Origin of the sequence: Corynebacterium sp. NML 120412 (genome assembly GCF_002285155.1) — a bacterium.
Taxonomy (GTDB): Bacteria; Actinomycetota; Actinomycetes; order Mycobacteriales; family Mycobacteriaceae; genus Corynebacterium; species Corynebacterium gottingense.
In genome coordinates, this window is sequence record NZ_NSGL01000002.1 from 86,730 (window position 1) to 112,509 (window position 25,780).

Annotated in this window: 21 protein-coding genes; 16 read left to right on the forward strand and 5 right to left on the reverse strand. The window is 62.5% G+C overall.

Annotation, left to right across the window (positions count from 1 at the left end; genetic code table 11):
* The first annotated feature begins 26 nt into the window (after positions 1-26).
* From tig to CKJ84_RS07445, 3 genes are all read left to right on the forward strand, one after another.
* On the forward strand, positions 27-1,406 hold the full coding sequence (tig, locus tag CKJ84_RS07435) for a trigger factor (protein WP_095546489.1): 1,380 nt from the start codon (positions 27-29) through the stop codon (positions 1,404-1,406).
* Positions 1,407-1,604: 198 nt separating this feature from the next.
* Entirely contained in the window at positions 1,605-2,195 is a 591-nt protein-coding gene (locus tag CKJ84_RS07440) for an ATP-dependent Clp protease proteolytic subunit (RefSeq protein ID WP_095275432.1), read from the forward strand.
* Between the two features lie 33 nt (positions 2,196-2,228).
* On the forward strand, positions 2,229-2,849 hold the full coding sequence (locus CKJ84_RS07445) for an ATP-dependent Clp protease proteolytic subunit (RefSeq protein WP_095275433.1): 621 nt from the start codon (positions 2,229-2,231) through the stop codon (positions 2,847-2,849).
* 89 nt (positions 2,850-2,938) lie between these two features.
* Here CKJ84_RS07445 and CKJ84_RS12060 read toward each other — a convergent pair whose 3' ends face one another.
* Positions 2,939-3,583, reverse strand: coding sequence for a hypothetical protein (locus tag CKJ84_RS12060; protein ID WP_143340335.1), 645 nt, complete (start codon positions 3,581-3,583; stop codon positions 2,939-2,941).
* Between the two features lie 51 nt (positions 3,584-3,634).
* On the reverse strand, positions 3,635-4,399 hold the full coding sequence (locus tag CKJ84_RS07460; RefSeq protein WP_095546491.1) for an alpha/beta fold hydrolase: 765 nt from the start codon (positions 4,397-4,399) through the stop codon (positions 3,635-3,637).
* 197 nt (positions 4,400-4,596) lie between these two features.
* Between CKJ84_RS07460 and clpX the strand changes: the two genes are divergently transcribed.
* Positions 4,597-5,874, forward strand: coding sequence for an ATP-dependent Clp protease ATP-binding subunit ClpX (clpX, locus tag CKJ84_RS07465; protein WP_095275437.1), 1,278 nt, complete (start codon positions 4,597-4,599; stop codon positions 5,872-5,874).
* A 30-nt stretch (positions 5,875-5,904) separates the two neighbouring features.
* Here the strand turns inward: clpX and CKJ84_RS07470 are convergent, their stop codons facing one another.
* Positions 5,905-6,744, reverse strand: a complete 840-nt coding sequence (locus CKJ84_RS07470; RefSeq protein ID WP_095546492.1) for a TetR/AcrR family transcriptional regulator — start codon at positions 6,742-6,744, stop codon at positions 5,905-5,907.
* 230 nt (positions 6,745-6,974) lie between these two features.
* Here CKJ84_RS07470 and CKJ84_RS07475 point away from each other — a divergent pair, with 230 nt between their 5' ends.
* The 5 genes from CKJ84_RS07475 to CKJ84_RS07495 all read left to right on the forward strand — a co-directional run bounded on the left by CKJ84_RS07475 (position 6,975) and on the right by CKJ84_RS07495 (position 13,858).
* On the forward strand, positions 6,975-7,964 hold the full coding sequence (locus CKJ84_RS07475) for a malate dehydrogenase (RefSeq protein WP_369801174.1): 990 nt from the start codon (positions 6,975-6,977) through the stop codon (positions 7,962-7,964).
* A gap of 22 nt (positions 7,965-7,986) precedes the next feature.
* Positions 7,987-10,728 (forward strand): valine--tRNA ligase, encoded by a 2,742-nt coding sequence (locus CKJ84_RS07480; protein ID WP_095546493.1) that lies wholly within the window; start codon positions 7,987-7,989, stop codon positions 10,726-10,728.
* A gap of 10 nt (positions 10,729-10,738) precedes the next feature.
* Complete coding sequence (locus CKJ84_RS07485) at positions 10,739-12,436, forward strand: folylpolyglutamate synthase/dihydrofolate synthase family protein (protein ID WP_233125581.1); 1,698 nt, start codon at positions 10,739-10,741, stop codon at positions 12,434-12,436.
* Between the two features lie 4 nt (positions 12,437-12,440).
* Positions 12,441-13,310: a RimK family alpha-L-glutamate ligase gene (locus tag CKJ84_RS07490; protein ID WP_158221680.1), complete on the forward strand. Its 870-nt coding sequence runs from the start codon at positions 12,441-12,443 to the stop codon at positions 13,308-13,310.
* 68 nt (positions 13,311-13,378) lie between these two features.
* Positions 13,379-13,858, forward strand: coding sequence for a DUF4233 domain-containing protein (locus CKJ84_RS07495; protein ID WP_095535399.1), 480 nt, complete (start codon positions 13,379-13,381; stop codon positions 13,856-13,858).
* On the opposite strand, the gene CKJ84_RS07500 is transcribed toward CKJ84_RS07495, so the two are convergent.
* Positions 13,855-15,294: a class I adenylate-forming enzyme family protein gene (locus CKJ84_RS07500; RefSeq protein WP_158221681.1), complete on the reverse strand. Its 1,440-nt coding sequence runs from the start codon at positions 15,292-15,294 to the stop codon at positions 13,855-13,857. The two genes, CKJ84_RS07495 and CKJ84_RS07500, sit on opposite strands and share 4 nt — an antisense overlap.
* Positions 15,295-15,322: 28 nt before the next feature.
* Here CKJ84_RS07500 and CKJ84_RS12220 point away from each other — a divergent pair, with 28 nt between their 5' ends.
* From CKJ84_RS12220 to rpmA, 6 genes are all read left to right on the forward strand, one after another.
* The gene (locus CKJ84_RS12220) at positions 15,323-15,646 is read left to right on the forward strand and encodes a hypothetical protein (protein WP_158221620.1); all 324 of its coding nucleotides are present in this window, start codon (positions 15,323-15,325) and stop codon (positions 15,644-15,646) included.
* Entirely contained in the window at positions 15,643-16,053 is a 411-nt protein-coding gene (gene ndk, locus CKJ84_RS07505) for a nucleoside-diphosphate kinase (RefSeq protein WP_095535401.1), read from the forward strand. Before CKJ84_RS12220 ends, ndk begins: the two co-directional genes overlap by 4 nt.
* Before the next feature lie 195 nt (positions 16,054-16,248).
* Entirely contained in the window at positions 16,249-16,845 is a 597-nt protein-coding gene (locus tag CKJ84_RS07510; protein WP_158221619.1) for a TetR/AcrR family transcriptional regulator, read from the forward strand.
* A gap of 266 nt (positions 16,846-17,111) precedes the next feature.
* A complete protein-coding gene (locus CKJ84_RS07515; RefSeq protein WP_369801175.1) occupies positions 17,112-20,594 on the forward strand; it encodes a translation initiation factor IF-2 N-terminal domain-containing protein in 3,483 nt (1,160 codons plus the stop codon).
* 220 nt (positions 20,595-20,814) lie between these two features.
* A complete protein-coding gene (gene rplU, locus CKJ84_RS07520) occupies positions 20,815-21,120 on the forward strand; it encodes a 50S ribosomal protein L21 (RefSeq protein ID WP_095275446.1) in 306 nt (101 codons plus the stop codon).
* A 25-nt stretch (positions 21,121-21,145) separates the two neighbouring features.
* Positions 21,146-21,472, forward strand: coding sequence for a 50S ribosomal protein L27 (rpmA, locus tag CKJ84_RS07525; RefSeq protein ID WP_095275447.1), 327 nt, complete (start codon positions 21,146-21,148; stop codon positions 21,470-21,472).
* A gap of 45 nt (positions 21,473-21,517) precedes the next feature.
* Here rpmA and CKJ84_RS12065 read toward each other — a convergent pair whose 3' ends face one another.
* On the reverse strand, positions 21,518-22,312 hold the full coding sequence (locus CKJ84_RS12065; protein ID WP_143340336.1) for a hypothetical protein: 795 nt from the start codon (positions 22,310-22,312) through the stop codon (positions 21,518-21,520).
* A 117-nt stretch (positions 22,313-22,429) separates the two neighbouring features.
* Between CKJ84_RS12065 and CKJ84_RS07530 the strand changes: the two genes are divergently transcribed.
* Positions 22,430-25,744, forward strand: a complete 3,315-nt coding sequence (locus CKJ84_RS07530) for an AAA family ATPase (RefSeq protein ID WP_095546496.1) — start codon at positions 22,430-22,432, stop codon at positions 25,742-25,744.
* The last annotated feature ends 36 nt before the right edge of the window (positions 25,745-25,780 follow it).

Consider the following 25,780-nt stretch of genomic DNA (forward strand, 5'->3'; position numbering starts at 1 on the left):
CAATCAACTAGTACAGGAGTTACTTCGTGAAGACTTCCGTCGATAAGCTCAGTGAGACTCGCGTCAAGCTGAACGTGAGCGTCCCCTTCGACGAGCTCGGTAAGGAAATTGACCAGGCTTACAAGTCCATTGCACAGCAGGTCAACATTCCGGGCTTCCGTCGTGGCAAGGCTCCGCGCCAGCTTATCGACGCGCGCTTTGGCCGCGGCCCCATCCTCGAGCAGGTTGTCAACGACATGGTGCCGCAGCGCTACGAGCAGGCCATCGCGGAGAACGAGCTGACCCCGCTGGCCCAGCCGGAGCTGGAGATCACCAAGATCGAGGACAACGACGTCGTCGAGTTCACCGCTGAGGTCGACGTTCGCCCGGAGATCACCGTGCCGGACTTCTCTAAGATCGCTGTGACCGTCCCGGCTATCAAGGTCGACGACGAGGCCGTCGATGCAGAGCTGGACAACTTGCGCTCCCGCTTTGGCGAGCTCAAGGACACCAAGCGCAAGATGAAGACCGATGACTTTGCCATCATCGACCTCGAGGCAACCGTCAACGGCGAGAAGCTCGAGGACGCTTCCTCCGAAGGCCTGACCTACCAGATCGGCAGCGACGACCTGGTCAAGGGCCTGGACACCGCGCTGCGCGGCATGAAGACCGGCGAGGACGCCGAGTTCACCGCCACTATCGAGCAGGGCGAGCACAAGGGTGAGGAGGCCACCTTCAAGGTCCACGTCCAGCAGTCCAAGGAGCGCAAGCTCCCCGAGCTTGACGACGATTTCGTGCAGGAAGCTTCCGCATACGACACCGTCGACGAGCTGCGCGAGGCTACCAAGTCCCAGCTGGAAGAGGACACCAAGACGAAGCAGGCTGCGGACATCCGCGACGAGGTCCTCAAGGCCGCGCTCTCCGAGTCCACCTTCGAGCTGCCGGACTCCGTCGTTGAGGAGCAGGCGCACAACCAGCTGCACCAGCTGCTCGGCCAGATGGCGCACGACGAGAACGCGCTGGCTCAGCTGCTCGAGGCACAGGGCACCACTCGCGAGGAGTTTGACAAGCAGACCCGCGAGCAGGCAGAGGAGTCTGTGCGCACCCAGCTGTTCCTCGACGCCGTCGCTGAGGAGGAGAAGCCGGAGGTCTCCCAGGAAGAGCTCACCGACCACATCCTGTTCACCGCGCAGTCCTACGGCATGGACCCGAACCAGTTCGTGGCCCAGCTGCAGCAGTCCGGCCAGATTGGCAACCTGTTCGCAGACGTGCGTCGCGGCAAGGCCCTCGCCGCAGCCATCTGCCGCACCTCCGTCACCGACGAGGACGGCAACACCATTGACCCGAACGAGTACTTCGGCGAGATCGAAGATGAGGACGAGGCTGCAGAGTCCAACGAGTCCGCTGAGGCGACCGAAGAGAAGTAAGCGGTCACGGGGGCGTCGATACGCTGCCCCTGCCCAGTGAAGCCACTGCCCCACGCGCGGGCGGTGGCTTTTTTCGTGCGCGGGCGGCGCGAATCGGAGGGCGCGTACGCCGGTAGCGAACAGGGTCCACATTGCGCGCGGCCCCGAGTAGGGTAGGGGCATTGACTCAACGGAAACGAAGGATTAAAGGAGCGTCATATGACATCCCCAGCTAACGGCATGAATCTCGGAGACTCCGTCTACGAGCGCCTGCTGCGTGAGCGCATCATCTTCCTCGGCCAGCAGGTTGATGATGAGATTGCGAACAAGCTTTGCGCGCAGATCCTGCTGCTGTCCGCGGAGGACCCCACGCGCGACATTTCGCTGTACATTAACTCTCCCGGCGGCTCCGTGACGGCCGGCATGGCGATCTATGACACGATGAAGTACGCGCCGTGCGACGTGGCTACGTACGGCATGGGCCTCGCCGCGTCGATGGGCCAGTTCCTGCTCTCCGGCGGGACGAAGGGCAAGCGCTACGCGCTGCCGCACGCGCGCATCATGATGCACCAGCCGTCCGCGGGCGTCGGCGGCACCGCGGCGGACATCGCGATCCAGGCGGAGCAGTTCGCGCAGACCAAACGTGAGATGGCTGAGCTCATCGCCGAGCACACCGGCCAGACCTTCGAGCAGATCACCAAGGACTCGGACCGTGACCGCTGGTTCACCGCCCAGCAGGCGTTGGAGTACGGCATCGTCGACCACGTCATTGAGAACGTTGCGCAGACCGACGGCCCAGTTGGTAACTAACCCGGAACACCCTCAACGCAAAGGACTGAACTTATGACTTTCCAGATGCCGAACTCCCGCTACGTCCTGCCGCAGTTCCTGGAGGAAACCTCCTTTGGTACCAAGCAGATCGACCCGTACGGCAAGCTCTTTGAAGAGCGCATCGTCTTCCTGGGCACCCAGGTGGATGACACCTCCGCCAACGACATCATGGCGCAGCTGCTGGTCCTCGAGTCGCAGGACCCGGACCGCGACATCACCATGTACATCAACTCGCCGGGCGGCTCGTTCACCGCACTGATGGCGATTTACGACACGATGCAGTACGTCCGCCCCGATGTGCAGACCGTCTGCCTCGGTCAGGCCGCGTCCGCAGCTGCCGTGATCCTCGCGGCCGGCGCCCCGGGCAAGCGCGCTGCGCTGCCTAACTCCCGCGTGCTCATCCACCAGCCGGCCACCCAGGGCACTCAGGGGCAGGTCTCTGACCTGGAGATCCAGGCCAACGAGATCGAGCGCATGCGCCGCCTCATGGAGGACACGCTGGCCCGTCACACGGGCCGCACCGCGGAGCAGGTCCGCGAGGACACCGACCGCGACAAGATCCTCACCGCCCAGGAATCGGTGGAGTACGGGATCATCGACCAGGTCTTTGACTACCGCAAGCTCAACGCCTAACGCTTCGCGCGGGTGCTTCCCGCGCTGCACACAACAACGCCACCCGGCAGTGAACCGGGTGGCGTTGTTTGCGCGCGGACTATCCTGTTTTACGCGCAGAACGGCACAGCGTTCTTCACGGCCTCAGGCGCTTGCGCAAACGGCTCGCGGGCCCAGCACACGCCGTTCTCGTTCGACCCAGTCGGGTCCACGCTGGTCCAGGTGCCGCCCTCGGAAGTCCAGAAGTACTCCTGATCGTTTTCAGGAGTGATGGTGCGCGCCCAGGTACCGTCGCAGAACGTGCTGTACTCCTGGTTGCCGCTGCCCTCGCCCTGCGCCGGCCACGCGCACCCATTCGAGCCGTCATCCACCGGCACCGTCTCCGTAATCACCTGCTCTTCCACCTCGTCCTTTGCAGCTCGGCGGGTGCTGGTCTTGCGCGTGCTCGTGGACTTCTCGGAGGTCTTCTTCGTCGAGGTCTTCTTTTCCGAGCTGGACTTTTCAGAGGTCTTCGACGAGCTCGTCGACGACGACTTCGTCGTTTCCTCCTCGTCGTCCTCGTCCGCACTCGCGCTCTTCGATGTAGAGGTAGATGTGGACTTCGACGTCGTCGGCGACGCCGTCGTGCTCGTCGCAGGGAAGTCGATCACCGGCTCCGCCAGGCGAGCTTCGTCGCCCTCGGAAGACGAGCAACCCGCCAATACCGTTGCAGCAACGAGCGCTGCGAGAACAGACTGGGTACGGGTGCGTTTCACGAGCAGATCCTTTCCGGCGACGATGAACGCTACTAGCGTAGCCGATGCGGCCTAGAGAAACGCGGTCAAGGCCCGGTTGAATTCCTCGGGGCGCTCGATGCCAACCTGGTGCGAACCAGGGTCGATCACCACCGACTTCACCGGCCCCGCGACGCCGCGCGCGATCTTCTCCAACTCTGCGGGAGGCGTTGACGGGTCCTGTGCTCCGGCGATCGTCAGCACCGGGCAGGTGATCTCGCCCAGGCGGTCGGCGAAGTCCCACTTGGCCAGGGCGTCGCCGTTTTGTGCGTAGCCTTCACCGTCGATGCCGGACACCATGTCATGGATACGCTGCACCTCGTCCGGGTGCGATTTCCGGAACCCGTCGGTGAACCAGTTGCCCATCATCCCGTCGGCCAGCGCCGCTGTGCCCTGCTCGCGGGTGAGGGCGGTGCGCTCGGACCACTTGTCCTGCCCGCCAAGGTAGGTGGCGGTGCAGGCGAACACAGCCTTGTCCACGCGGCCGCTGGTGGCGGCGATGTACTGCGCCAGCGCCCCGCCGAGCGAAAGTCCGACGATGCTGAAGCGGTCCACGCCCGCCTCGTCGAGGGCGTGGAGGATGTCGGACGCGAGGTCGTCGATAAGCGATGCCCCGGGCGCAACCCGAGCCTTGTCGGACTTGCCGTGACCGCGGTGATCAACGGTGACGACACGGAAGGCGCCCTCCAAGACGGGGATCTGTTTGGACCAGGCCTCGTGTGTCGTGGCGATGGAGCTGAGCAGCACCACCGTCGGGCGAGTCGGATCCCCATGTTCGGTGACGTGAAGGTGAGTCATTGTCTGCGTCCTTTCCGCTGAAATGCAGGTCCGGCAACCATTGTTGCGCAAAACGGGAACCAGCGTGGGCGTGCGTCCGTTGGTTTGACGGAGGAACTACACTTGAAATCTAACCTTTTGGTCAGTCCGTGGCGGGGGCACGTATATTGCACGGAAAGACCGCACGGCGATTGCACGAACGGGAGTAAATAGCGCACATGGCAGCAACACACGACGGATCGGATCTGCTCAAGTGCTCGTTTTGCGGAAAGAGCCAGAAGCAGGTCCGCAAGCTCATCGCAGGTGGCGGTGTGTACATCTGCGATGAGTGCATTGAACTCTGCAACGAGATCATCGAAGAAGAGCTCGCGAGCTCGCAGCAGGGGCAGGCTGGTGACCCGGAGCGGCTCCCGCGGCCGTCCGAAATCACGGCGTTTTTGGACCAGTACGTCATTGGGCAGGATCAGGCGAAGCGGACGCTCGCCGTCGCGGTGTACAACCACTACAAGCGCATCAAGGCAGAGTCGCTTGCATCGACGGGGCGCCGCCGCGAGGAGGACGTGGAGATCTCCAAATCCAACATTCTTCTGCTCGGCCCGACCGGCTCCGGTAAGACGTACCTTGCGCAAACGCTGGCCCGAATGCTCAACGTCCCGTTTGCAATCGCGGACGCGACAAGCCTGACCGAAGCCGGGTACGTGGGCGAGGACGTGGAGAACATCCTGCTGAAGCTGCTGCAGGCGGCGGACTTTGACGTCAACCGCGCGCAGACCGGGATCATCTACGTCGACGAGGTGGACAAGATCTCGCGCAAGTCGGAGAACCCGTCGATCACGCGTGACGTCTCCGGCGAGGGCGTGCAGCAGGCGCTGCTGAAGATCCTGGAGGGCACGGTCGCGTCGGTCCCGCCGCAGGGCGGGCGCAAGCACCCGAATCAGGAATTCATCCAGCTTGATACCACGAACATCCTGTTCATCGTGGCCGGCGCCTTCGCTGGTCTGGACAAGGTCATCGCGGAGCGCGTGGGCAAGAAGGGGATCGGTTTCGGCGCAGAGATCGACTCGAAGGCGGAGCGCGACGAGGCCAACCTGCTTTCCCAGGTGCAGCCGGCCGACCTGGTGAAGTTCGGACTGATCCCCGAGTTCATCGGCCGTCTGCCGGTGCTGGCCAGCGTGGAGGACCTGGACCGCGACGCCATGGTGCGTGTGCTCACGGAGCCGAAGAACTCCCTGGTGAAGCAGTATCAGCGCCTGTTCGCTATGGACGGTGCCGAGCTTGAGCTGGATGGCGAGGCGCTCGGGCTCATTGCAGACAAGGCGGCGGAACGCAAGACCGGCGCTCGCGGACTGCGCGGAATCATGGAGGAGCTGTTGGTGCCCATCATGTACGACCTCCCCGACCGTGAGGGCGTGAACCGCGTGGTCATCTCCGCGGACGTGGTGCGGGGCGAGGCCGAGCCGCAGTACCTGACGGACGAAGAGCAGCGCTCGGCCTAAGCGCGCCCTGCGCGCGGGCCGCGGCGCGCGTTAGTAAATGCGCGTCTCCGGGTCGTCGAGGTAATCGGCGCTCACATCCGCGATGGTGTGGACTTCGGGCAAGTCCGCCGCGTCCGCCGCAGGCGTCGGCTCCAAGTAGCTGTCGTACCCGGACGGGGAAATGTTGGTGGTCAGGAACGCGATGACCGCGTCGATGACCATCCTGCGCAGGCCAGTGTTGTTGCGCTCGGAGCGAAAGTTTATGTTGCGCAGCCCCTCCGCGACGTCGCCCAAAGCGGTGGGGAAGAAGCTGAGCGAGACGAGCAACACCAGTACGTCATCGGCCGAGATTCCGGGGCGGAACGCGCCCGAGTCCTGACCGATGAGCAGGAGGCGTTCCAGGTGCAGCGCGACGGTGTCGGTGCGCTGGGTGAGTGCCGACGTGGTGCCGTCAAGCACCGGGTCCAACTCCTCGCGCAGCAGGATGCCTGCGGAATCGGGGTTATGCTTGACGGCCGTGTAGAGCGCGTCGATGAACTTGCGCATCCCCTCGACGGGTACGGCGTAGGAGCGATTCAACACGTGCTCGGGTGGGGTGAGGCGCTCGAGGGCGCGCAGCGTCGCCCGCGTATACAGTCCTTTTTTGTCCCCGAAGTTGTAGTGGATCTTGCGCTTGGACATACCGGATTCCTTGGCAATCGCTTCCAGCTTCGTGGCGTGGAACCCGTCCGCGGCAAACATTCGCAGCGCGGTATCGACGACCGCGTCCAGCGAGTCGGAAGATGCGGCGCCGGAGTCGGCCCGCGCTTCGCCCGTATCTGAGGTCTGGGCAGCCCCGTCAATTGCGTCAACTGCGTCAGCTGCGTCACTGCTCTTGTGCTGTTGCGTCACAGGGTCTCCTTCGGGTCATGCAGGGCGGGCAGGGGTCGGTGCGCGTCAACGCCAAGGTCATACGTTTCCATCGTGCACCACATGCGCCCCCGATGTCCCCATTCGAAGCGAAAACCACAGAAGCTGGCCAAAGTTGTGCCCAAATGGGGGGAGATGCGCGAGTACCCACCGGCGTCGCGTTTCTATACTCGTCGGGTAAACGATCGAGCACACATCCGAGCCAAGGAGTCATGATGACGAAATCCCCGGTACAGCCCGTCAACGTTGTGGTTACTGGAGCCGCAGGCAATATTGCGTACTCGCTGCTCTGGCGTGTCGCCTCCGGCGACGTCTTTGGTAAGGACCAGCCGGTCAACCTCACGCTGCTGGAGATCCCGGCTGCCGTGCGCGCCGCGGAGGGGACCGCGATGGAACTCGCCGATTCTGCACTCCCGCTGGTCAACACCATCACTGTCGCGGACAACGCAGCCAAGGCGTTCGAGGGAGCGAACGCGGCGTTCCTGGTCGGTGCCAAGCCGCGCGGAAAGGGCGAGTCTCGCGCCGACATGCTCGCGGCCAACGGCAAGATTTTCATCGAGCAGGGCAAGGCGCTGAACGACGCCGCAGCGCAGGACGTCCGCGTCCTCGTCGTGGGCAACCCCGCCAACACTAACGCCTACATCGCTTCGAAGTCGGCCCCGGACATTCCCGACGATCGCTTCAATGCGATGATGCGCTTGGACCACAACCGCGCGCTGTCCATGCTGGCACAGCACCTCGACGTGCCCTCCACCGCGCTCGAGCGGTTGGTGGTGTGGGGCAACCACGCCGACACGCAGTTCCCAGACATCACCTACGCCACCGTGAACGGCGAGCCGCTGGCCAACAAGGTGGACCGGGACTGGTACGTCGACGAGTTCATCCCGCGCGTGGCCAAGCGCGGCGGCGAGATCATCGAGGTGCGCGGGAAGTCCTCCGCGGCGTCGGCGGCGTCCGCCGCCGTGGACCACATGCGGGACTGGGTGCAGGGGACCGATGGGCGTTGGGTGACGGTGGCGCAGGCGTCGACAAGTGAATACGGCGTCGACACTGGCCTGGTCTTCGGCGTGCCGGCAGTGGGGACCGGCGGGACGTGGGAGCCCGTCGCAGGGCTGGAGGTGAGCGACTTCCAGCGCGAGCGCATCCAGGCGAACGTGGACGCGCTCAGGCAGGAAGCCGAAGTGGCTGACGCGCTGTTCTGAGCGGGGGCTATGATGGGCAACCGTGAGTGAAGCGACGAATGATTTAGTAGGCAAGAACCGCGCGGACACCCTTCCCAAGAGCTGGGAACCGCAGGACCATGAGTCCACGCTGTACGAGAAGTGGGTGGACAAGGGCTACTTCACGGCGGACCCCGCATCCGACAAGCCCGCCTACTCCATCATGCTGCCGCCGCCGAACGTGACCGGCCAGCTGCACATGGGCCATGCGCTCGACCACACGCTGATGGATTCCCTCGTGCGCCGCAAGCGAATGCAAGGCTACGAGGTGCTGTGGCTGCCCGGCATGGACCACGCCGGCATTGCTACGCAGACCAAGGTGGAGGCGAAGCTCAAGGCTGAGGAAGGGAAGGACCGCTACGACTACGGCCGCGAAGAGTTCATCGATCGCGTCTGGGAGTGGAAGCAACAGTACGGCGGCACGATCACCACGCAGATGCGTGCGATCGGCGATTCGGTCGACTGGTCGCGGGAGCGCTTTACGCTGGATGATGGGCTGTCCAAGGCGGTGCAGACCATCTTCAAGCAGCTGTACGACCAGGGCATGGTGTACCGCGACTACCGCCTGGTGAACTGGTCGCCGGTGCTCGAGACCGCGGTGTCGGACATTGAGGTCGTGTACAAGGACGTCGAGGGCGAGTTCGTCTCTATCCGGTACGGCTCGCTTGACGACGATGCGCCGCACCTTGTCGTAGCCACCACCCGTGTCGAAACCATGCTGGGCGACGTGGCGATCGCCGTCCACCCCGACGACGAGCGTTACGCGCACCTCATCGGCGAGGAGTTCGCCCACCCGCTGCGCGACGACCTCAAGGTCAAGGTCATCGCCGACGACTACGTGGATATGGAGCTGGGCACGGGCGCGGTGAAGATCACGCCGGCGCACGACCCGAACGATTACGAGATGGGCCTGCGCCACAACCTGGACATGCCGATCATCATGGATGAGCAGGCCCGCATTGCCAACACTGGCACCCGCTTCGACGGTTTGAGCCGCGAGGAAGCGCGCGTCGCCGTGCGCGAGGCGCTCGCGGAGCAGGGCCGCATTGTCAAGGAGATTCGCCCCTACGTGCACTCCGTGGGCCACTCGGAGCGCTCCGGCGAGCCGATCGAACCACGCCTGTCGCTGCAGTGGTTTGTCAAGGTGGATGAGATGGCTAAGATGTCCGGCGACGCCGTGCGCAACGGCGACACGGTGATCCACCCGCAGTCGATGGAGAAGCGCTACTTCGACTGGGTAGACAACATGCACGACTGGACCATCTCGCGCCAGCTGTGGTGGGGGCACCGCATCCCGATCTGGTACGGGCCGGAAGACGAAAACGGCGAGCGCGACGTGGTGTGCGTCGGCCCCGACGAGGAAGCGCCCGCCGGCTACGAGCAGGACCCGGACGTGTTGGACACCTGGTTCTCCTCCGCGCTGTGGCCGTTCTCCACGATGGGCTGGCCCGAGAAGACGCCTGAGCTGGACAAGTTCTACCCGACCTCCGTCCTCGTCACCGCGTACGACATCCTGTTCTTCTGGGTGGCGCGCATGATGATGTTTGGCACCTTTGCCGGTAAGTTCACCCCGGAAATCCTCGGCGAGGGCAAGGGTGGCCGGCCGCAGGTGCCCTTCACGGACCTCTACCTGCACGGCCTGGTGCGCGACGAAAAGGGCCGCAAGATGTCGAAGTCCCTGGGCAACGGCATCGATCCGATGGACTGGGTCGGCCGCTTCGGTGCGGATGCGCTGCGCTTTGCCCTGGCCCGCGGCGCGAACCCGGGCGTGGACCTGCCCATCGGCGACGACCACGCCGTGGCCGCCCGCAATTTTGCTACCAAGCTGTACAACGCCACGAAGTTCGCGCTGATGAACGGCGCCGGGGTCGGCGAGCTGCCGCAGCGCCAAGCGCTTACCGACGCCGACCGCTGGATCCTCGACCGCGCCGAGGAACTCCGCAAGCGCGTCGACGCCTACCTGGACGACTACCAGTTTGCAAAGGCCAACGAGGCGCTCTACCACTTCGCCTGGGACGAGCTGTGCGACTGGTACCTCGAGATTGCCAAGACCCAGATCCCGCGTACTGATGCTGACGTGTCAGCGGAAGAACAGGAACGGGGCCGCAACACCCAGATCGTGCTGGGCCGTGTCCTCGACGTGGTCCTGCGCCTGCTGCACCCGACCATGCCGTTTATTACCGAGGTCCTGTGGACTGCGCTGACCGGTGAGGAGACCGTAACCACGGCTGCGTGGCCGACCGCAGACGACACCAACGGTGGTGTGGAGACGGACCTCGACGCGCGCCGTCGCGTCGAGGACTCCATCAAGCTCATCACCGAGCTGCGCCGTTTCCGCGCCGACCAGGGCGTGAAGCCGTCACAGAAGGTGCCGGCGCGCTTGGACTTCGCGTCCGCGGATCTGGCTGGCCAGGAGGACATGGTGCGCCAGATCGCTCGAGTAGAGGTGCCGGGTGAGGACTTTGCAGCGTCGGCAAGCATCGAGATGCGCCTGAGCCAGGTCAACCTCGACGTGGCGCTGGATACCTCCGGCACGGTCGACGTGGCTGCCGAGCGCAAGCGCCTGGAGAAGGAGCTCGCCGCCGCGCAGAAGGAGCTGGACACCACCGGTGCGAAGCTGTCCAACGAGCAGTTCCTGACCAACGCGCCGGAGCAGGTCGTGGAGAAGATCAAGGTGCGGCAGAAGGTTGCGCAAGAGGAATTCGAGCGCGTGACCGCGCGACTGGAAACGCTGCCGGAGAAGTAGACTGGCTCGCATGAGCGAGCAGTACGACCACAGCGACAACACCACCCACGGCGACGAGCAGGAACGTGACGAGCTCACGCCGGTGCGTGAGCGCGACACGGAGTTCGGCCGTATCTCCATGACGGACAGTGGCATGACGCTGAATCTGGGTGGTACTCGGGATCTGGGTGATACTCGGGCCGCCGACAGCGTCGAGCCCGACGGGTCTCCGGAAGGCTCGGAGAACGACGAGCTTGCGCGCCTCGCTGGGCTGGTGGGGATGCGCGTTGGGCAGCTGGCGAGCGACGACGGCGAGCCGATCAGTCGGGTTCCTGAGTACTCCGGGGATAGCGCTGCACTCACGCGGGTCAGCGAGAAGCTTGATGCTCGCGCCGGTGCTGCCGACCCGAACCCGAGCCTTGACCGCGTTGCCGCATTGATGGATTTACTCGGTTCGCCCGAGCGCACGCTGAAGGTGATCCAGGTCGCGGGCACGAACGGGAAGACGTCGACCGCGCGGATGACCGAGTCGTTGCTGCGCGCACTGGGACACCGCGTGGGGCTGTTCACCAGCCCTGAGCTCACGCGGGTGACCGAGACGATGCTCATCGACGGCGCCGAGATCGCGCCGGAACGCTTCGCGGAAATCTTTGACGAGCTCGAGCCCTTCGTGGAAATGGTCGACGCGCAGTTTGCCACCCCGCTGAGCCGCTTTGAGGTGCTCGTAGCCATGGCGTTCGTGGCGTTTGCGGACGCGCCCGTCGACGTCGCCGTCCTGGAGGTCGGCATGGGCGGGACCTGGGACGCGACGAATGTGGTGGACGCCGATGTCGCCGTGATTACCCCGATCGGGCTTGACCACCAAGCGTTCCTTGGCCAGACCATTGCCGCGATCGCGGCACAGAAGGCCGGGATTATTAAGCCCCGCGAGGCGGACGCGTTGAGCGCGTTGAGCCCGGCGGAAAACATTGCGGTGGTCGCCGAGCAGGAGCCGGACGCAATGCACGCGATTCTCGAGCGTGCGGTGGACACAGAGGCAATCGTTGCTCGGAGCGGCAGCGAGTTCTCGGTAGGGAAGTCCACGGTTGCCGTCGGCGGCCAACAGCTCACGCTGCGCGGACTCGGTGGAGAGTACGACGGCATCTTCCTCCCACTCGCGGGCGCCCACCAGGCGGCGAATGCGTCGCTTGCGCTCGCCGCGGTGGAGGCGTTCTTCGGCGTGACCCGCGAGCACCCGCTTGATGCCGACGCCGTTCGCGCGGGATTTGACCAGGTGACGGTCCCGGGGCGGATTGAGCGGTTTGGTAAGGACCCGGTCGTGCTTATCGACGCCGCCCATAACCCCCACGGCGCCCGCACCCTCGCCTCCGCACTCGAGCGGGACTTCAACTACACGGGTCTGATCGGCGTGGTGTCGATTTTTGGGGACAAAGACGCACGCCAGATGCTGACAGCGCTGGAGCCCGAGCTGCGCGAGGTAGTGATTACTCAGAACTCATCCCCACGTGCGATGGACGTCGACGAGCTGGCGGAGGTGGCGTACGACGTGTTCGGTGACGACCGCGTTCGGATCGAGGCGCATCTGCCGGCGGCGGTGGAACTGGCGCGCGAGGTCGCCGAAGAGTCTGGCGAAGACGGCATGGGCGTGTTGGTCACCGGGTCCATCGCCACCGCCGGTGATGCCCGCACCTACCTCACTGCGCTGGACGCGCAGGAGCCCGAGGCGTAGTGCGGTGGGCTGCGACGCTGCCTGGCTGGTGACCAACCGCTGGCTGCACTGGGACAAGTTTGAGTGGCAGTTCGGCGCTCTTGCGCGTGCGGCCGGCGCGGTCGGGCTTGATTTGCGGCGAGTGAGTACCGATGAGGTTGTCGCCGCGATGGGCACCGGTCCGCTGCCGCGCGTCGCGCTTATCCAGGACAAAGACGTTGCCGTCGTCGCACAGCTCGAAGCGCTGGGGGTGCGCACCATCAACACCGCGACCGCGATCGCTGCGTGCGATAACAAGGCGTACACGCACGCGGTGCTTTCTCACGCCGGCATTGCGCACCCGTGTACGTTGACTGCGCCGCTGGCGTACCGGAACTTATCGGCCGCGGAATGGGAGGAGAGCGAATTCCTGGCTGCCGTGGACCGTCAGTTGGGCTACCCGGTCGTGGCGAAACGTGCAATCGGCTCGTGGGGGCAGGGGGTCGAGCTGATCCACGCCCCCGCGGAGCTGGTCGCGTTCCTCCGCGCCGCTCATCCCGCGCCCGTGATCGTGGAGGAATACATCGCTGAATCCCACGGCCACGACGCCCGCATCTTCATGGTTGGTGAGACCCCAGTTGCTGCGATGCAAAGGTTCGGCCAGGGAGGTGACTTCCGCGCCAACGTGACCGGTGGCGGTCGCGCGGTGCCGTGGGATCCGCCCGCGGACTTCGTGGACACTGCACGCACAGCGATGGGCGCGCTCGGCCTGGATATTGGCTCGGTCGATTTCCTCCATGCGTCCAGCCCGCTTGTCGGCGAGGTGAACTCGAACGCCCAATTTGCCTCCCTCACGGAGGTGACGAGAATCGACGTCGCCGCTCGAGTAATTGAGTACTGCGTCCAGGCGCGTTGATCGAAGCGCTTGTCGACGCCACCGCGCACCAGTTATGGCCCAACCGTTCTCAGCGATACGATGAGGGCATGGCTGACCAGAACAACACCCGGCGCTCGCGCCGCGGCGCGCGTCGCGAGCCGGATATGAGCCCCCTCGGCCCGGGCAAGGCCCCGGTCAAAGACCCGATGGCAGGCCTGACCGGCGTACTTTCCGGCACGCTCGTGATGGAAGCGATCACGATCTTCCTCATCCTCACCGTGATTCTCAAGGTTGAGAACGGGGAGCTCTGGACCACGTTTAACTGGGTCTACGTCACCGTCATCGGCCTCGCGCACGTGGTCGTTGCGTTCTTCCAGAAGAAGCCGGTGATGCTGTGGGTGGACCTGGCGCTCCAGATTCCGCTCATCTTCGGGTTTTTCATCCACTGGTCCGTCACTGCCGTCGGCATCACGTTCGGCGTGGTGTGGTTCTTCATCATCAAGCTGCGCTCGGAGATGCTGCAGCGTATGCGCGCCGGGTACCTAGTTACCCAGCACCTGGGCACTGCAGAAGACCCGGCGCGCTAGTCTGCGTGCGGCAGGTCGCGCAGCTGGGTGCGGAGGATTTTCCCGGCTGCGCTACGGGGGATCTCTTCGACAAAATCTACGACGCGCACCTTCTTGTACGGCGCGACCCGGTCAGCCACGAACCGCATGACACCGTCGGCTGTGAGGCGGGCAGACGTGGCTGCCGGTGAGGGTGCGGGCACGACGAAGGCGCGGGGGACCTCGGTGCCATTGAGCACAAAGGGGGTGACGGCGGCGTCGACAATTGCTTCATGCTCGAGCAGCGTGGCCTCCAGCTCGGCCGGAGCGATCTGGTAGCCCTTGTATTTGATCGTGTCTTTGGCGCGTCCGATGATGTAGAGCTCGCCGTGCGTTCCCACGCGCGCGAGGTCCCCGGTTTGAAACCATTCACCGATCGGCTCTTGCCCGAGGTAGCCGCGCATGAGCTGTGGCCCGGCGACGGATAATTCACCGTCGGAACCGATGCGGAAGCGGGTATCGGGGAGCGGGAACCCCACCGAGTCCGGAGGCGTTTCGCCGCGCACGCCAACAAAGGTGACCGGCGACGTCTCGGTCATTCCGTACCCCTGGATCACGCTCGCGCCCAGTCGCGACTCCACCGTTCGTGCCACCGTGGGGTCGAGTCGATCCGCGCCGCTGATGATCAGTTCGAGTGCGTTGAAGGCATCGGCCGGGGCGGTCTCGAGGACGCGCGCGAGCGGCGGGGCGATGAATGTGAGCTGCACGGCGAAATCGCGGTGCGCGCTCACAAAGCGCTCCGGATCAAAGCGCTGCATCGTGAGCACGTGATGCCCCAGCATGAGCGGGGTGAGCAGCAGCGCGGTCAAGCCATAGATGTGTGAGAAGGGCAGCGGCGACATCGTTGGGGTGTGAGTACCCACCCCACTTCGTGCAATCGCTGCAGCAAACTGGGTCATGTTTGCGCTTACCGACGCCCCCGTCAACCCCACCGCCTTCTGCATCCCCGTGGTGCCCGACGAGTACGGAACGAAGGCGAGCTCTTGTGCATTCGCAGCACTGACTGCGGGCGTGTGGTTAGCAGCGTCGCGGCGTGGCCAACCGGCGGGAGTCGTGCCGCGTATCAGCGCTTGCGCCTGCTCCATCCGGATGAGGCCGAGTTGTGGGTCTGCGCCGGCGAGCTCGGCGAGATGTCTCGCTTCATGGTTGCGAAGTAGCGGGCCGATCAGACTGGACGCTGCACCCGCCTGGGCGATGCCGAGGATCACGGCCGCAAACTCCACCGAGTTTGGGAGTTGGACCGCGATGACGGGGGAGGGTGATGTTGTGGCGTGGGCCAGTACGCGCGAGACGTTGTTAGCGAGTGTGCGGAGCTCGCGGTAGGTCACCGTCGTGCCCGTGGACAGCTCTGTCAACGCGGGTGCGTCAGGAAGGCCTTGGCTAAGCGCGAGCTCATGGAGCGGAACATGCTGGTACATCCCCCTAAACCTTAGTAGCTTGGAGGGCATGCGATTCTTCCTGCTGGTGCTTGCTGCGGTGATGTCGCTTGTCGCCGTTGGTGCGTCGTTGTTTGCGTGGCCGAGTTGGGTCGGCGCCGCTGCGATCGTGATCGCGGGCGGTGCTTTGGCATGTGCGCTGTACATGAAGTATCAGGACATGGGTGCCCCGGATCTTTCGCTTGACCCGGAACAGCGTACGACAATTATGCGGATGATCCGTGAGGGAAATGAAGATGGTGCGGTTCGGCAGGTGCAGTTGTGGAAGCGTGACGCGACGCCCGCAGATGCATCGCGCATCGTGCGAGAGGTTTCGGTAGAGTCTGGTCCATGACCGAACGTACTTTGATTCTTATTAAGCCGGACGGCGTTGCCCACGGGCACGTCGGTGAAATCATTTCCCGCATCGAGCGCAAGGGCTTGAAGCTGGTGGAGATGGATCTGCGTACCGCGGACCGCGAGACCGCCGAGAAGCACTACGAAGAGCACAAGGATAAGCCGTTCTTCGGTGACCTCGTAGACTTCATCACCTCTGCGCCGCTGGTTGCTGGCATCGTTGAGGGCGAGTCTGCGATCGCTGCCTGGCGCCAGCTGGCAGGCGGCACCCACCCGGTGGAGAAGGCGACCCCGGGTACCATCCGTGGCGACTTCGCGCTGACCGTCGGTGAGAACGTGGTGCACGGTTCCGATTCCCCGGAATCTGCAGAGCGTGAGATCGCGATCTGGTTCCCCAACAAGTAACCAACCACACCAAACTTTCGACAACGCTACCCCCGGAAGAGCGCATCCTGGGGTAGCGTTTTTCTATGCTTTCCTGGGCAAAACTCGTAAATCATTCAGTTGATTTATTGCGACTCAATACATATGTCACAATGCATAGGAAAGCGTCACGCTGCGATGAGTCCATCGTATGCTTTATCGGAGAAAGGCTCGGAGATGGTCAACGACAAGCCAGAGCAAGAACGTGCAAAAGCGAAGCGCGCGTCTATTGAAAAGGCCACGATTGATCTTCTCCTGCAGGAGGGAATGTCCTCAGTCACTCATCGGCACGTGGCCGCGCGTGCTGGGGTGCCGGTTGGCTCGATTGGTTACTACTACGAGAGCCGTGAGAAGCTCATCCAGACGTGCTTTGAGCGATTCCACGCCGTACAGGCGGCGATCCTCGAGGAGGCGCTGAAGGACCCCAAGATTCGAGAAGATCGGCGTGAGCTCGCTGCAGCGACGCTGGATCTTGTGACCTGTGGGCACCGAGACTGGGTGCGCGGGATTATTTCCGCAACCGTCGATGCCGAGCGCGAGGCGCCCGCGTTGCAGGAGATGGTCAAAGAGCAGTTTTACGAGGCAGTCAACGCCATCGACGCACTGCTCAAGTACGCGGGCGTTACCAACGCGGATGGCGAAGCAATTCTCGGAGCAATTGTTGGGTCATCCCTTGTTGTTGCGGGTTGGGATAAACCAGTCGTCGAAACAACTATTGGCGGAGTTGTGCGCTTCCTCGAGCTTGCGGAGGGGCCGCAGAGCGAGAACCACTAGCGGTTGGTCAAGAGGACTGACCGTGGACAGGGCGGGGTAAACGCGCGGGGCGGGGGCCTGTGCCACAATAGATGGCAAGCATCGCGTCGTTGACGTCCTTGACGATATTCACGTTGTTGACGTTGTTGACGCCGCGCGTGCTGACAAACTTTGACATTGAAGTCCCGCGCATTCGCGCGGCACTGTGCGGCGGCGGCAGGAAATGCCAGCGCCCGGTGCCCGGCGCAGAAGCTGTGCGGGCAGACGCATAACAGGAGAATAGGTTCGTGGCACAGAACGAGGAATCCACGCCAAAGAAGCGCCGCAGCACGAAGGCGACGGCGAAGAAGTCGACAAAGCCGGCCAAGAAATCGACAAAGAAGTCAACAAAGAAGGCTCCTGCGAAGCGCGAACAGCCAGCCAATGAGCCAACGGTCAACCCCTACGCGACGTTTGACCGCTCTCGCCTCAAGGACAAGATGCGCGTCTTCCAGTTGGCCAAAGAGCTCAACGTGCCTTCGAAAGACCTGGTCGTTGCGCTGTCGGACATGGGAGTAGTCAAGGTAGCGCAGTCCTCGCTCACTCGCGCGGAGAGCGAGCAGCTTCTCGACGCACTGTCTCCCGAGACCAACGCACCCCAATCAAGCGACGCTGGGGACGAGTCTTCCGACGCGGACGAGAAGATCCGACACCGCGTACGCAAAGACGTAGAGAACGAGATCCACCAAATTGAGGACAAGGTCAATGCCGAGTTGGCCACCGCAGATGAACCGGGCACGGATCCGAGCGGCGATGCTTCCGACGAGCCGCTTACTGACGTGGAACCTGACGTGACGCCGGCGCCAGAGGACGAGTCGGTCACCGAGTACGCTCCGCTGTTCAAGGCTCCGACTCGTTCGCAGCGTCGACGCGCTCGTCGTGCAGCGCAAGCTGCCCGTGCCGCTGACCGCGAGGTGGCAGAAGGATCCGACGGACTGGATGACTCGGACGCCTCATCTTCTGATTCTGGGGACGGTACCTTGCGCACAGCGGAAGGAAGCTCTGCGGACTCCGCGCGCAGCGGGCGGCAGAAACGGAACCGCGGCAACGCAAAGGCGAGCAAGGCCAGCGATTCACGCGGGCAGGAGAGCGCTGATGGGGCAGAGCGTGGCGTCGATACGCAAGAGGCTGAGCAGATAGACGAACCGAAGGCGATCAAGGGATCGGCTCGTCTGGAAGCGAAGCGACGTCGCCGCAGTGAGCGGAGCGCGGAGGAGCGTAAGCGCTCGCGCATCGTCAGCCAGGCAGAGTTTCTTGCGCGCCGCGAATCCGTGCAGCGCACCATGGTGGTGCGGGACCGCGAGCGGCACTATGGCACGGGAATGGTGACACAGGTCGGGGTGCTCGAGGACGGCCTGCTTGTTGAGCACTTTGTTGACACAGAAGACCAGGTCACCATGGTTGGCAACATCTACCTTGGGCGCGTGCAAAACGTGCTGCCCAGCATGGAAGCCGCGTTTATTGACTACGGACAAGGCCGAAACGGTGTGCTGTACGCGGGCGAAATCGACTGGAAGTCTGCTGGACTCGGGGGTCGCGCGCGACGAATTGAAAACGCGCTGAAGTCCGGCGACCAGGTCGTTGTTCAGGTCACCAAAGACCCGGTTGGGCATAAGGGCGCCCGTCTGACGACCCAAATTTCGTTGGCGGGGCGGTTCCTTGTCTATGTTCCGGGAGGACGGACAGCCGGGATCTCCCGCAAACTTCCGGCCCCGGAGCGTAAGCGCTTGAAGGAGATCCTCCACAAGGTTGTACCCGGGGAGGGTGGGGCGATCATCCGCACCGCTGCCGAAAACATCACTGAGGAAGCTATTGCGGCGGACGTGCAGCGCCTTCACAGCCAGTGGGAGGAGATCAAGGAACTCGCCGAACGTGAAAAGAAGTCTCATGGCGCGAAGCCGGTGACCCTTTATGAGGAGCCGGCACTATTGATCAAGGTCGTACGGGATCTTTTTAACGAGGACTTCAATAAACTCATCGTTGACGGCAAGAAGTCGTACAAAACTATTCGCGCGTACGTTGAATCCGTCGCGCCTGACTTGCTCGGACGCGTCAAGAAGTACCGCAGCAAGAAGCACGATGGACGCGATGCTTTTGAGACGTACCGCGTGGATGAGCAACTCGAAAAGGCTTTGGCTCGGAAGGTGTGGCTGCCGTCCGGTGGCACCTTGATCATCGAACACACCGAGGCACTGACGGTTATCGACGTCAACACCGGCAAGTACACCGGATCCGGCGGAAACCTCGAGGAAACGGTGACGAAAAACAACCTCGAAGCAGCCGAGGAGATTGTTCGCCAAATCCGCCTGCGCGACATCGGCGGCATGATCATCATCGACTTCATCGACATGATCCTGCCGGAGAACCAAGAATTGGTTGTTCGACGTCTCAAGGAATCACTGGGGCGCGACCGCACCCGCCACAATGTCTCCGAGGTAACTTCTCTGGGTCTGGTACAGCTCACCAGAAAGCGTCTTGGGAACGGTCTTCTTGAGACGTTCTCCGTACCCTGCCATTGCTGCGACGGTCGAGGCATTCTGCTGACCGAAGATCCAGTTGTTGAAGAGAAGCGAGCGCGATACGGGCGCGTCGATTCCAAGCGACTCCCGTCCGGTCAGCACCCTGCGGCCAGAGCGATGCATTCTGCGCTCTCCGAGGCGCCGAAACCCGTAGAGAAACCGCTGGATGACGAGGCCATCGACGAATTGGCGGATGCCGTTGTGGCGGCAGAAAAGGAGAAGGAGGACGAGCCGAAGACTTCGTCGAGGCGACGCGGTCGTCGCGGCTCCGGTCGAGGTCGTGGCCGAAATCGTTCGCAAGCGCCTGAGCAGAACGCACCAGGTGCCGGGGAGCACCAAGATCAGCGCGGCAGTGAGGAAAACACTGTTCTTAGCTCGGAGCCAACAGAGAACGACGGCGTCAACGAGGGCGGTAGTGAAACCACGCAGTCCGAAAGTGGCAATGAGCGTGGTGGACGCAACAGGCGCAGGCGACGTCAAGCGCAGCGAAAGAATGCGAAGGCCGAGCACTCGAAGACAGTTGGGGCGTCGGGCGGAGCTTCCGGGGATGCCGGCGACAACAACGACCACGAAGACGCGCCGGCGCAGGGAACCTCGCGAGCAGGGCGATCCAAAAAGCGTCGCAGCGCTCGGAGAGCAGCGACCCGCAGCACCTCGAGCGAGACTGAAGCTCCTGCGCACGGAGAAAACGAGAACACTGGGAACTCGCGGCAGAGCTTTGAAGATGCAATGGCGGATTTTGAGAAGTCACCGCGTCGTCGACGGAAGACCCGGGGCAACTCTCGCTCCGATCAACGGCCGCAACGCAACGAGTGGGACGACGATTCGCAGGCGAGTGAAGCCCAGCAACCTGTAAGGCGAGGCACGACAGATCAGTCTGGAACGCGAGACCGAGGGGCGAGCGCCGATGAATTGACGGGGAATCGTGGGAGCGTCGAAACTTCCCGTGACGCCTCTGGAGGCCGTCGTCGCCGTCGAGCGGTACGGCGGACGAATCGGAGTGTGTCGTCCGAGGATGGTTCCGCGCCCGACCCCCGACAAGATGGCGGGCTTAACGCTCGCAATGCCGGCGCCCATGGGGACACCAGCAGCCAACGTGGCACCCGTGGACACGAAGGTAAGGACAAGGACTCGGAGCAGCATGGTGAGGAGGCAGGACGCCAGCGAAGCCGGCGCGGCCGCCGACGGGCCGCACGCAAGCGCCGCTCCTAGCGCCCGAGGTCGTTGAGGCACAGCGCCCCAGATCGCGGTTTGGAGAAACGCCCCGGTTCGGTGTAGTCTTTGGCAGTCGTTGTTTTTGGGGCGTGCCGCCTCGTTGCCCAAGCATGCGGGCACGGCGGATCGATCAGGTCCTGAAGCACTGAAATGAAGTTCCATGCGTCCACCGAAGCATGCCGGCGGATGCGCGAGTAGAGATAAGGGGTAACCCTCTATGTACGCGATCGTCAAGACCGGCGGCAAGCAGTACAAGGTTGCCGAAGGCGACCTCGTCAAGGTCGAGAAGCTGGAGGGTGAAGCAGGCGACAAGGTTGCACTCACCCCGATCCTTCTCGTTGATGGCGCAGACGTCACCTCCGGCGCAGACGCACTGTCCAAGGTCAATGTTGAGGCTGAGATCGTCGAGCACGGCAAGGGCAAGAAGATCGACATCCTCAAGTACAAGAACAAGACCGGTTACAAGGTCCGCCAGGGCCACCGCCAGCAGCTGACCACGGTCAAGATCACTGGCATCAAGTAAGACTTACTTTTAAGGAGATAGACAAATGGCACACAAAAAGGGTGCATCCAGCTCCTCGAACGGTCGTGACTCTGAGTCCAAGCGCCTCGGCGTGAAGCGCTTTGGTGGCCAGCAGGTCAAGGCCGGCGAGATCCTCGTCCGTCAGCGCGGTACCAAGTTCCACCCGGGCGACAACGTCGGCCGTGGCGGCGACGATACCCTGTTCGCACTGAAGCCGGGCGCTGTCCAGTTCGGCATCAAGCGTAAGCGTCGCATCGTGAACATCATCCCGGCCGATGGTGAGGGCGTCGCCTCTGAGGTCCTGGAGCAGGCAGAGGCTGCAGGCGTCGTTGAGGACGAAGCCACCGCGTAAGCCAAAGTTGGCAACACGCTAGGCCGCGTGGCCCCGATTACGGGGCTACGCGGCTTTTTGCATTCCTGGAGAATCTGCCGGAACGGTGGTGTGACCTGGAGGGCCATATCCCTCGGCTACAAGCGTAATGCGGCCTAATGAGATCAACTCGCGGTCGGCGAAATCGGATCCGTGAACTACTGATCCATCCGCGAGCCGCACCCCGGTGGAACAGGCGCTTCCTTTCATAATGGCCTGCAAGTCACTCATCGGCATAACCGCGTGCGCGCGATCTTCTGCCGAGTGATCCTGCCTTTTTCCGCGCAGCCAAAGAATTGGATCAAGTGGATCACCGGTTTTATTGGTGCCGCTCCTGAGCGTATTGACGACATCCTCTAGAGCGCTGGAATCGCCTGTAAACGTCACAGTCGTCTTCGCGCCGGAGCGCCTTACTCGCACCCCGTCCTGGGGGCTCTGGGTCGGTTGATATGCCTTCTTGATTCTCCGCGCTGTGCGACGGACAACGTCTGTGTCACCTGCAGTATTGCAGAGTTCTACGCGGAATTTCCACCGCGATGTCGGATCTTTAATACTGCGAGAAGCACGGAAAATGAGCGCTAAAGTTTCGACGCAATGTTCGTTGTTCGCTGCGTACTTTCGGCACCGTTTCTGGTATCTCGTGTGCACTACCGGGCGAAAGAGCAGCTCCGCGAGGTCGAGCACATCCATCGCGTAGTCCTTTGGCATCCCTAGTTGAACGAGCTCGCCGAGTGTTTTATTTGATCTGGCAACCCACTCGCCGAGTTTGATGCCATTGCGACGGAACATAAAGTAGTTGCTAATTTCGTTTGAGTAGTCCATACGGCGAAACTACCGAAACGTTGTGCGGGTTGTCAAGGGGTTGCGAAAATGCATAGTGGGCGCACAAGCATGCGGGGCTGACGTAAAGTGGAGCAGAATTCGCGAAAAGGAGTGTAGATGCAGGCAACCACGCACGATGATCTCGCAACCCTACTTGAGCAGCTTCCTTTGGGTGGAACACTGACGGTAACACCTGGGGAGTACTCAGTCGGAACACTTCGCGTTGTGGGGCGCACCGTGCAGGCGAGTGGTCGGGGTGTAATCTTCCACGGTCGCGTCGTACTTGCCGATGGTGCGGCATTAGTTGGTGTGAGCGTGATGGGGCCGAATGAGGCTAACGCCGTCATTTGTAACCGTGGACAAGCAACCCTGAGCTACTGCACTGTGCGAATCCCGGCAGTTTCGACGTACCCTGCTGTCGGGGTCAAAGATGCGCAGCTCAACGTGGTGAATTCTGATGTACGTGGCAGCGACGCTAAGAAGGCGATCCTTGGCGCGCAAAATGCTCAAATCGCAGTTGAACGATCCCACACCGACGCGCTCGAAATTCTTTCAAATGTGAGTGCAACGATCGCTTCGTCCACAGTGGGGACCCTCATCATTAATAAGGGCGGACGTGCCCACCTCGGCGAAGGCGTAGCCATCAAGACTCCGGCAGGTAAGAGAATTGCAGCTGTCGCTGGCGGAGGTGTGCTCGAGGGGCAGCGCGCGCACGTCGATACGAGCCGCCCCGAGATCTTTGTGAAGGACGCTACGGTCCGGATTCCGCAGATGAGCAGCCAAACTGGAGAGCGCATTACCGTCAAGGCTTCCGGTGGCGCAACGGTTGATGTTGATCAGAGCTCATGCGTCGTGGAGCGGGAGAGCGCTGACGAAACAGAAGTTCGGTGGAGTGCTTCCGAAGGTGCGGACTTTGACCGCGTTGTAGCCCCAAGGCTTGCGCCAGAGGCGACGGTGATTCTTGAAGCCGGGGAGTACCGGATGCAGTCGGTGCCGGAAAAGATGCGGCACTTCACAATTCGAGGGGCTGGTCGCGACGAAACCACGATCGCGGTCACCGGCGCGCTTTGCGCGAAAAACGGCGGCACCGTGCGCATTGAGGACGCAACGATTCTGCAGGCAGATGGGCAAAACTGCTTCAACGTGTTTGACCAGTCGTTTGGCGAGCTAGTTCGTACGCGTGTCGTCACCGCGCAACGGTCGAGCAATATGCCCGCCATTTTTGCCAGGGGCAGAAGGCTCTTGCTTGAGGATGCGATTGTTGAATCTCCCGCGGGTGTAACAAATGCGACGCTCTCGGTGAGCGGAGGGGAACTTGTGGCCAAGCGGTCATTTCTCGGGTGGTCGCAGATTCTCGACGGTGTGCTGGCCGTATTTGAAAACACGCGAGCGTTCTCGATCATGGCTGAAAACTCGCGGCTATCTGGTTCCTTGGTGCTCCACCCGTCGATGGCAAACTTCCGCCAGCTCGTCCTCCAAAACGGCAGTCGAGGCGAGTTCGATGAGCTCACTCTCTTTGCCTCCTACGGTGAGTTTCTGGTCAATGGCTCCGTGCTCAGCGTCGAAGATACAAAGCTCACGCAGGGCGCGCAGATTGCAATCTACTCCCAAAATGGCAGCCAGGTGGACGTCGACGTTGCTGCCGTATTCGAAAGCGTCGATGGACAATGGAAGCAGGTCCAAGCGCCCACGCCGGTTAACGGGCCCACGTCAGCAAACTCGGGGAAGAGCGGTCAAGTCAGCGGAAGTTCCCAAGGAAGCGGCGCTGCTGGGGCTGTCGCCTCGGCACCTGGCGATCCGATGGCGCAGATCAACGAGCTCATCGGCCTTGCGAGCGTGAAGCGGCAGATCGCCTCCTTTATGGACCGCGTGAAATTCAATCAGCGCCGCAATGAGCTTGGCCTCGCGTCCGAGCCTGTGGTTATGCACTCCATGTTCCTCGGTAATCCGGGTACAGGTAAAACGACCGTCGCTCGCCTTCTTGGCCAGGCGCTGTACAGCGCAGGAGCGGTGCGCACGAACACTTTCGTCGAGGTTGGACGTGCGGACCTCGTTGCGGAGCACATTGGTGGCACCGCCCAGAAGACGAACAAGGTGCTTGAAGAAGCCCGCGGTGGCGTCCTGTTTGTGGACGAGGCCTACGACCTTCACTCTGAGGGAGGCAACGACTTTGGCAAGGAAGCCGTGAATGCGATCCTCACATTTATGGAGAACAACCGCGAAGACATCGTGATTATCTTTGCAGGTTACACAGACAAAATGCAGGACTTCCTCTCAATGAACCCCGGTTTGAAGTCCCGCATTCCGAACCGGTTTGACTTTGAGGACTACTCTGCCGACGAGCTTGCGCAGATCGGTGCGGCGAGCTTGGCAAAGAAGGGCTACACCTTTGATGAGGAAGCGCTGCATTCGGCGATCCGCCGTCAGTATCGACGTTCCGGTGACGGTTCGAATGGCCGTTGGGCGAGAAACTTCGAGGATAAGCTCATCAGCTCCATTAGTAGTCGACTTGCACGCGAATACGCGGGTGATTTGTCGAAGGTGACGAATGAGGAAATCACGAGCGTGACTGACGCCGATATTCGCGCGGTTTCGGGCGGAGAATCGAGTGGTCAGCGTGTCGAAGAGCTGTTGGATCAGCTGGAGAGCCTGATTGGCCTCGAAGAGGTCAAGCAGTGGGCGGCCGAATTGGTGCGTGTCGCGGAAACGAATCAGCGCCTCGAAGCGCAAGGTCTGCAGACGTCGTCGCCGACCTACCACATGGTCTTTTCTGGCAACCCGGGTACTGGCAAAACGACCGTTGCGCGTATCGTGGCGGAAATTTTCCACGCACTCGGCATTCTGGAATCCTCCACTGTCAAGGAGGTCACGCGCTCTGACCTCGTCGGATCGGTGATTGGTGCGACTGAAAAACAGACCACCCGTGCGCTGGATGAGGCGCTCGGCGGCGTCCTGTTTATCGACGAGGCGTACCAGCTCACCGCAGCAGGCGGCGCTAACGATTTCGGTCTGCAAGCAGTGGAGACACTGCTCCCTCGCCTGGAGAATGACCGGAGCAAGTTCATCGCCATTCTTGCCGGTTACACCAAGGAGATGGACGAGTTCATGAATGCAAACCCAGGCTTGCGTTCGCGTATCCCGAACTCCATTGAGTTCCCCGATTACTCGCCCGTCGACGTCGCGCGCATTGTGGAAGCAAGCATCACCGGCAGGGGCTGGCTTATCGACGCTGACTTGCTCACCGCTACTGTCGTCGCAGCCTACGAAGCACTTCCGCCTGCGGAGCGAAGCAATGGCCGCTGGGCCCGCAATTTCGCGGACCGGCTAGAGCACCAGCACAAGCTGTGGATCAGTCAGAACAATGTGTCCGGTGAGGAGCTTCGTCGAATTTCAGACGACACCGTACGCGCGGTGGCGGGTATCGGCGAGTAGTCGATACCTGACCCGGTACCCTGCAAGTGAGAAGCA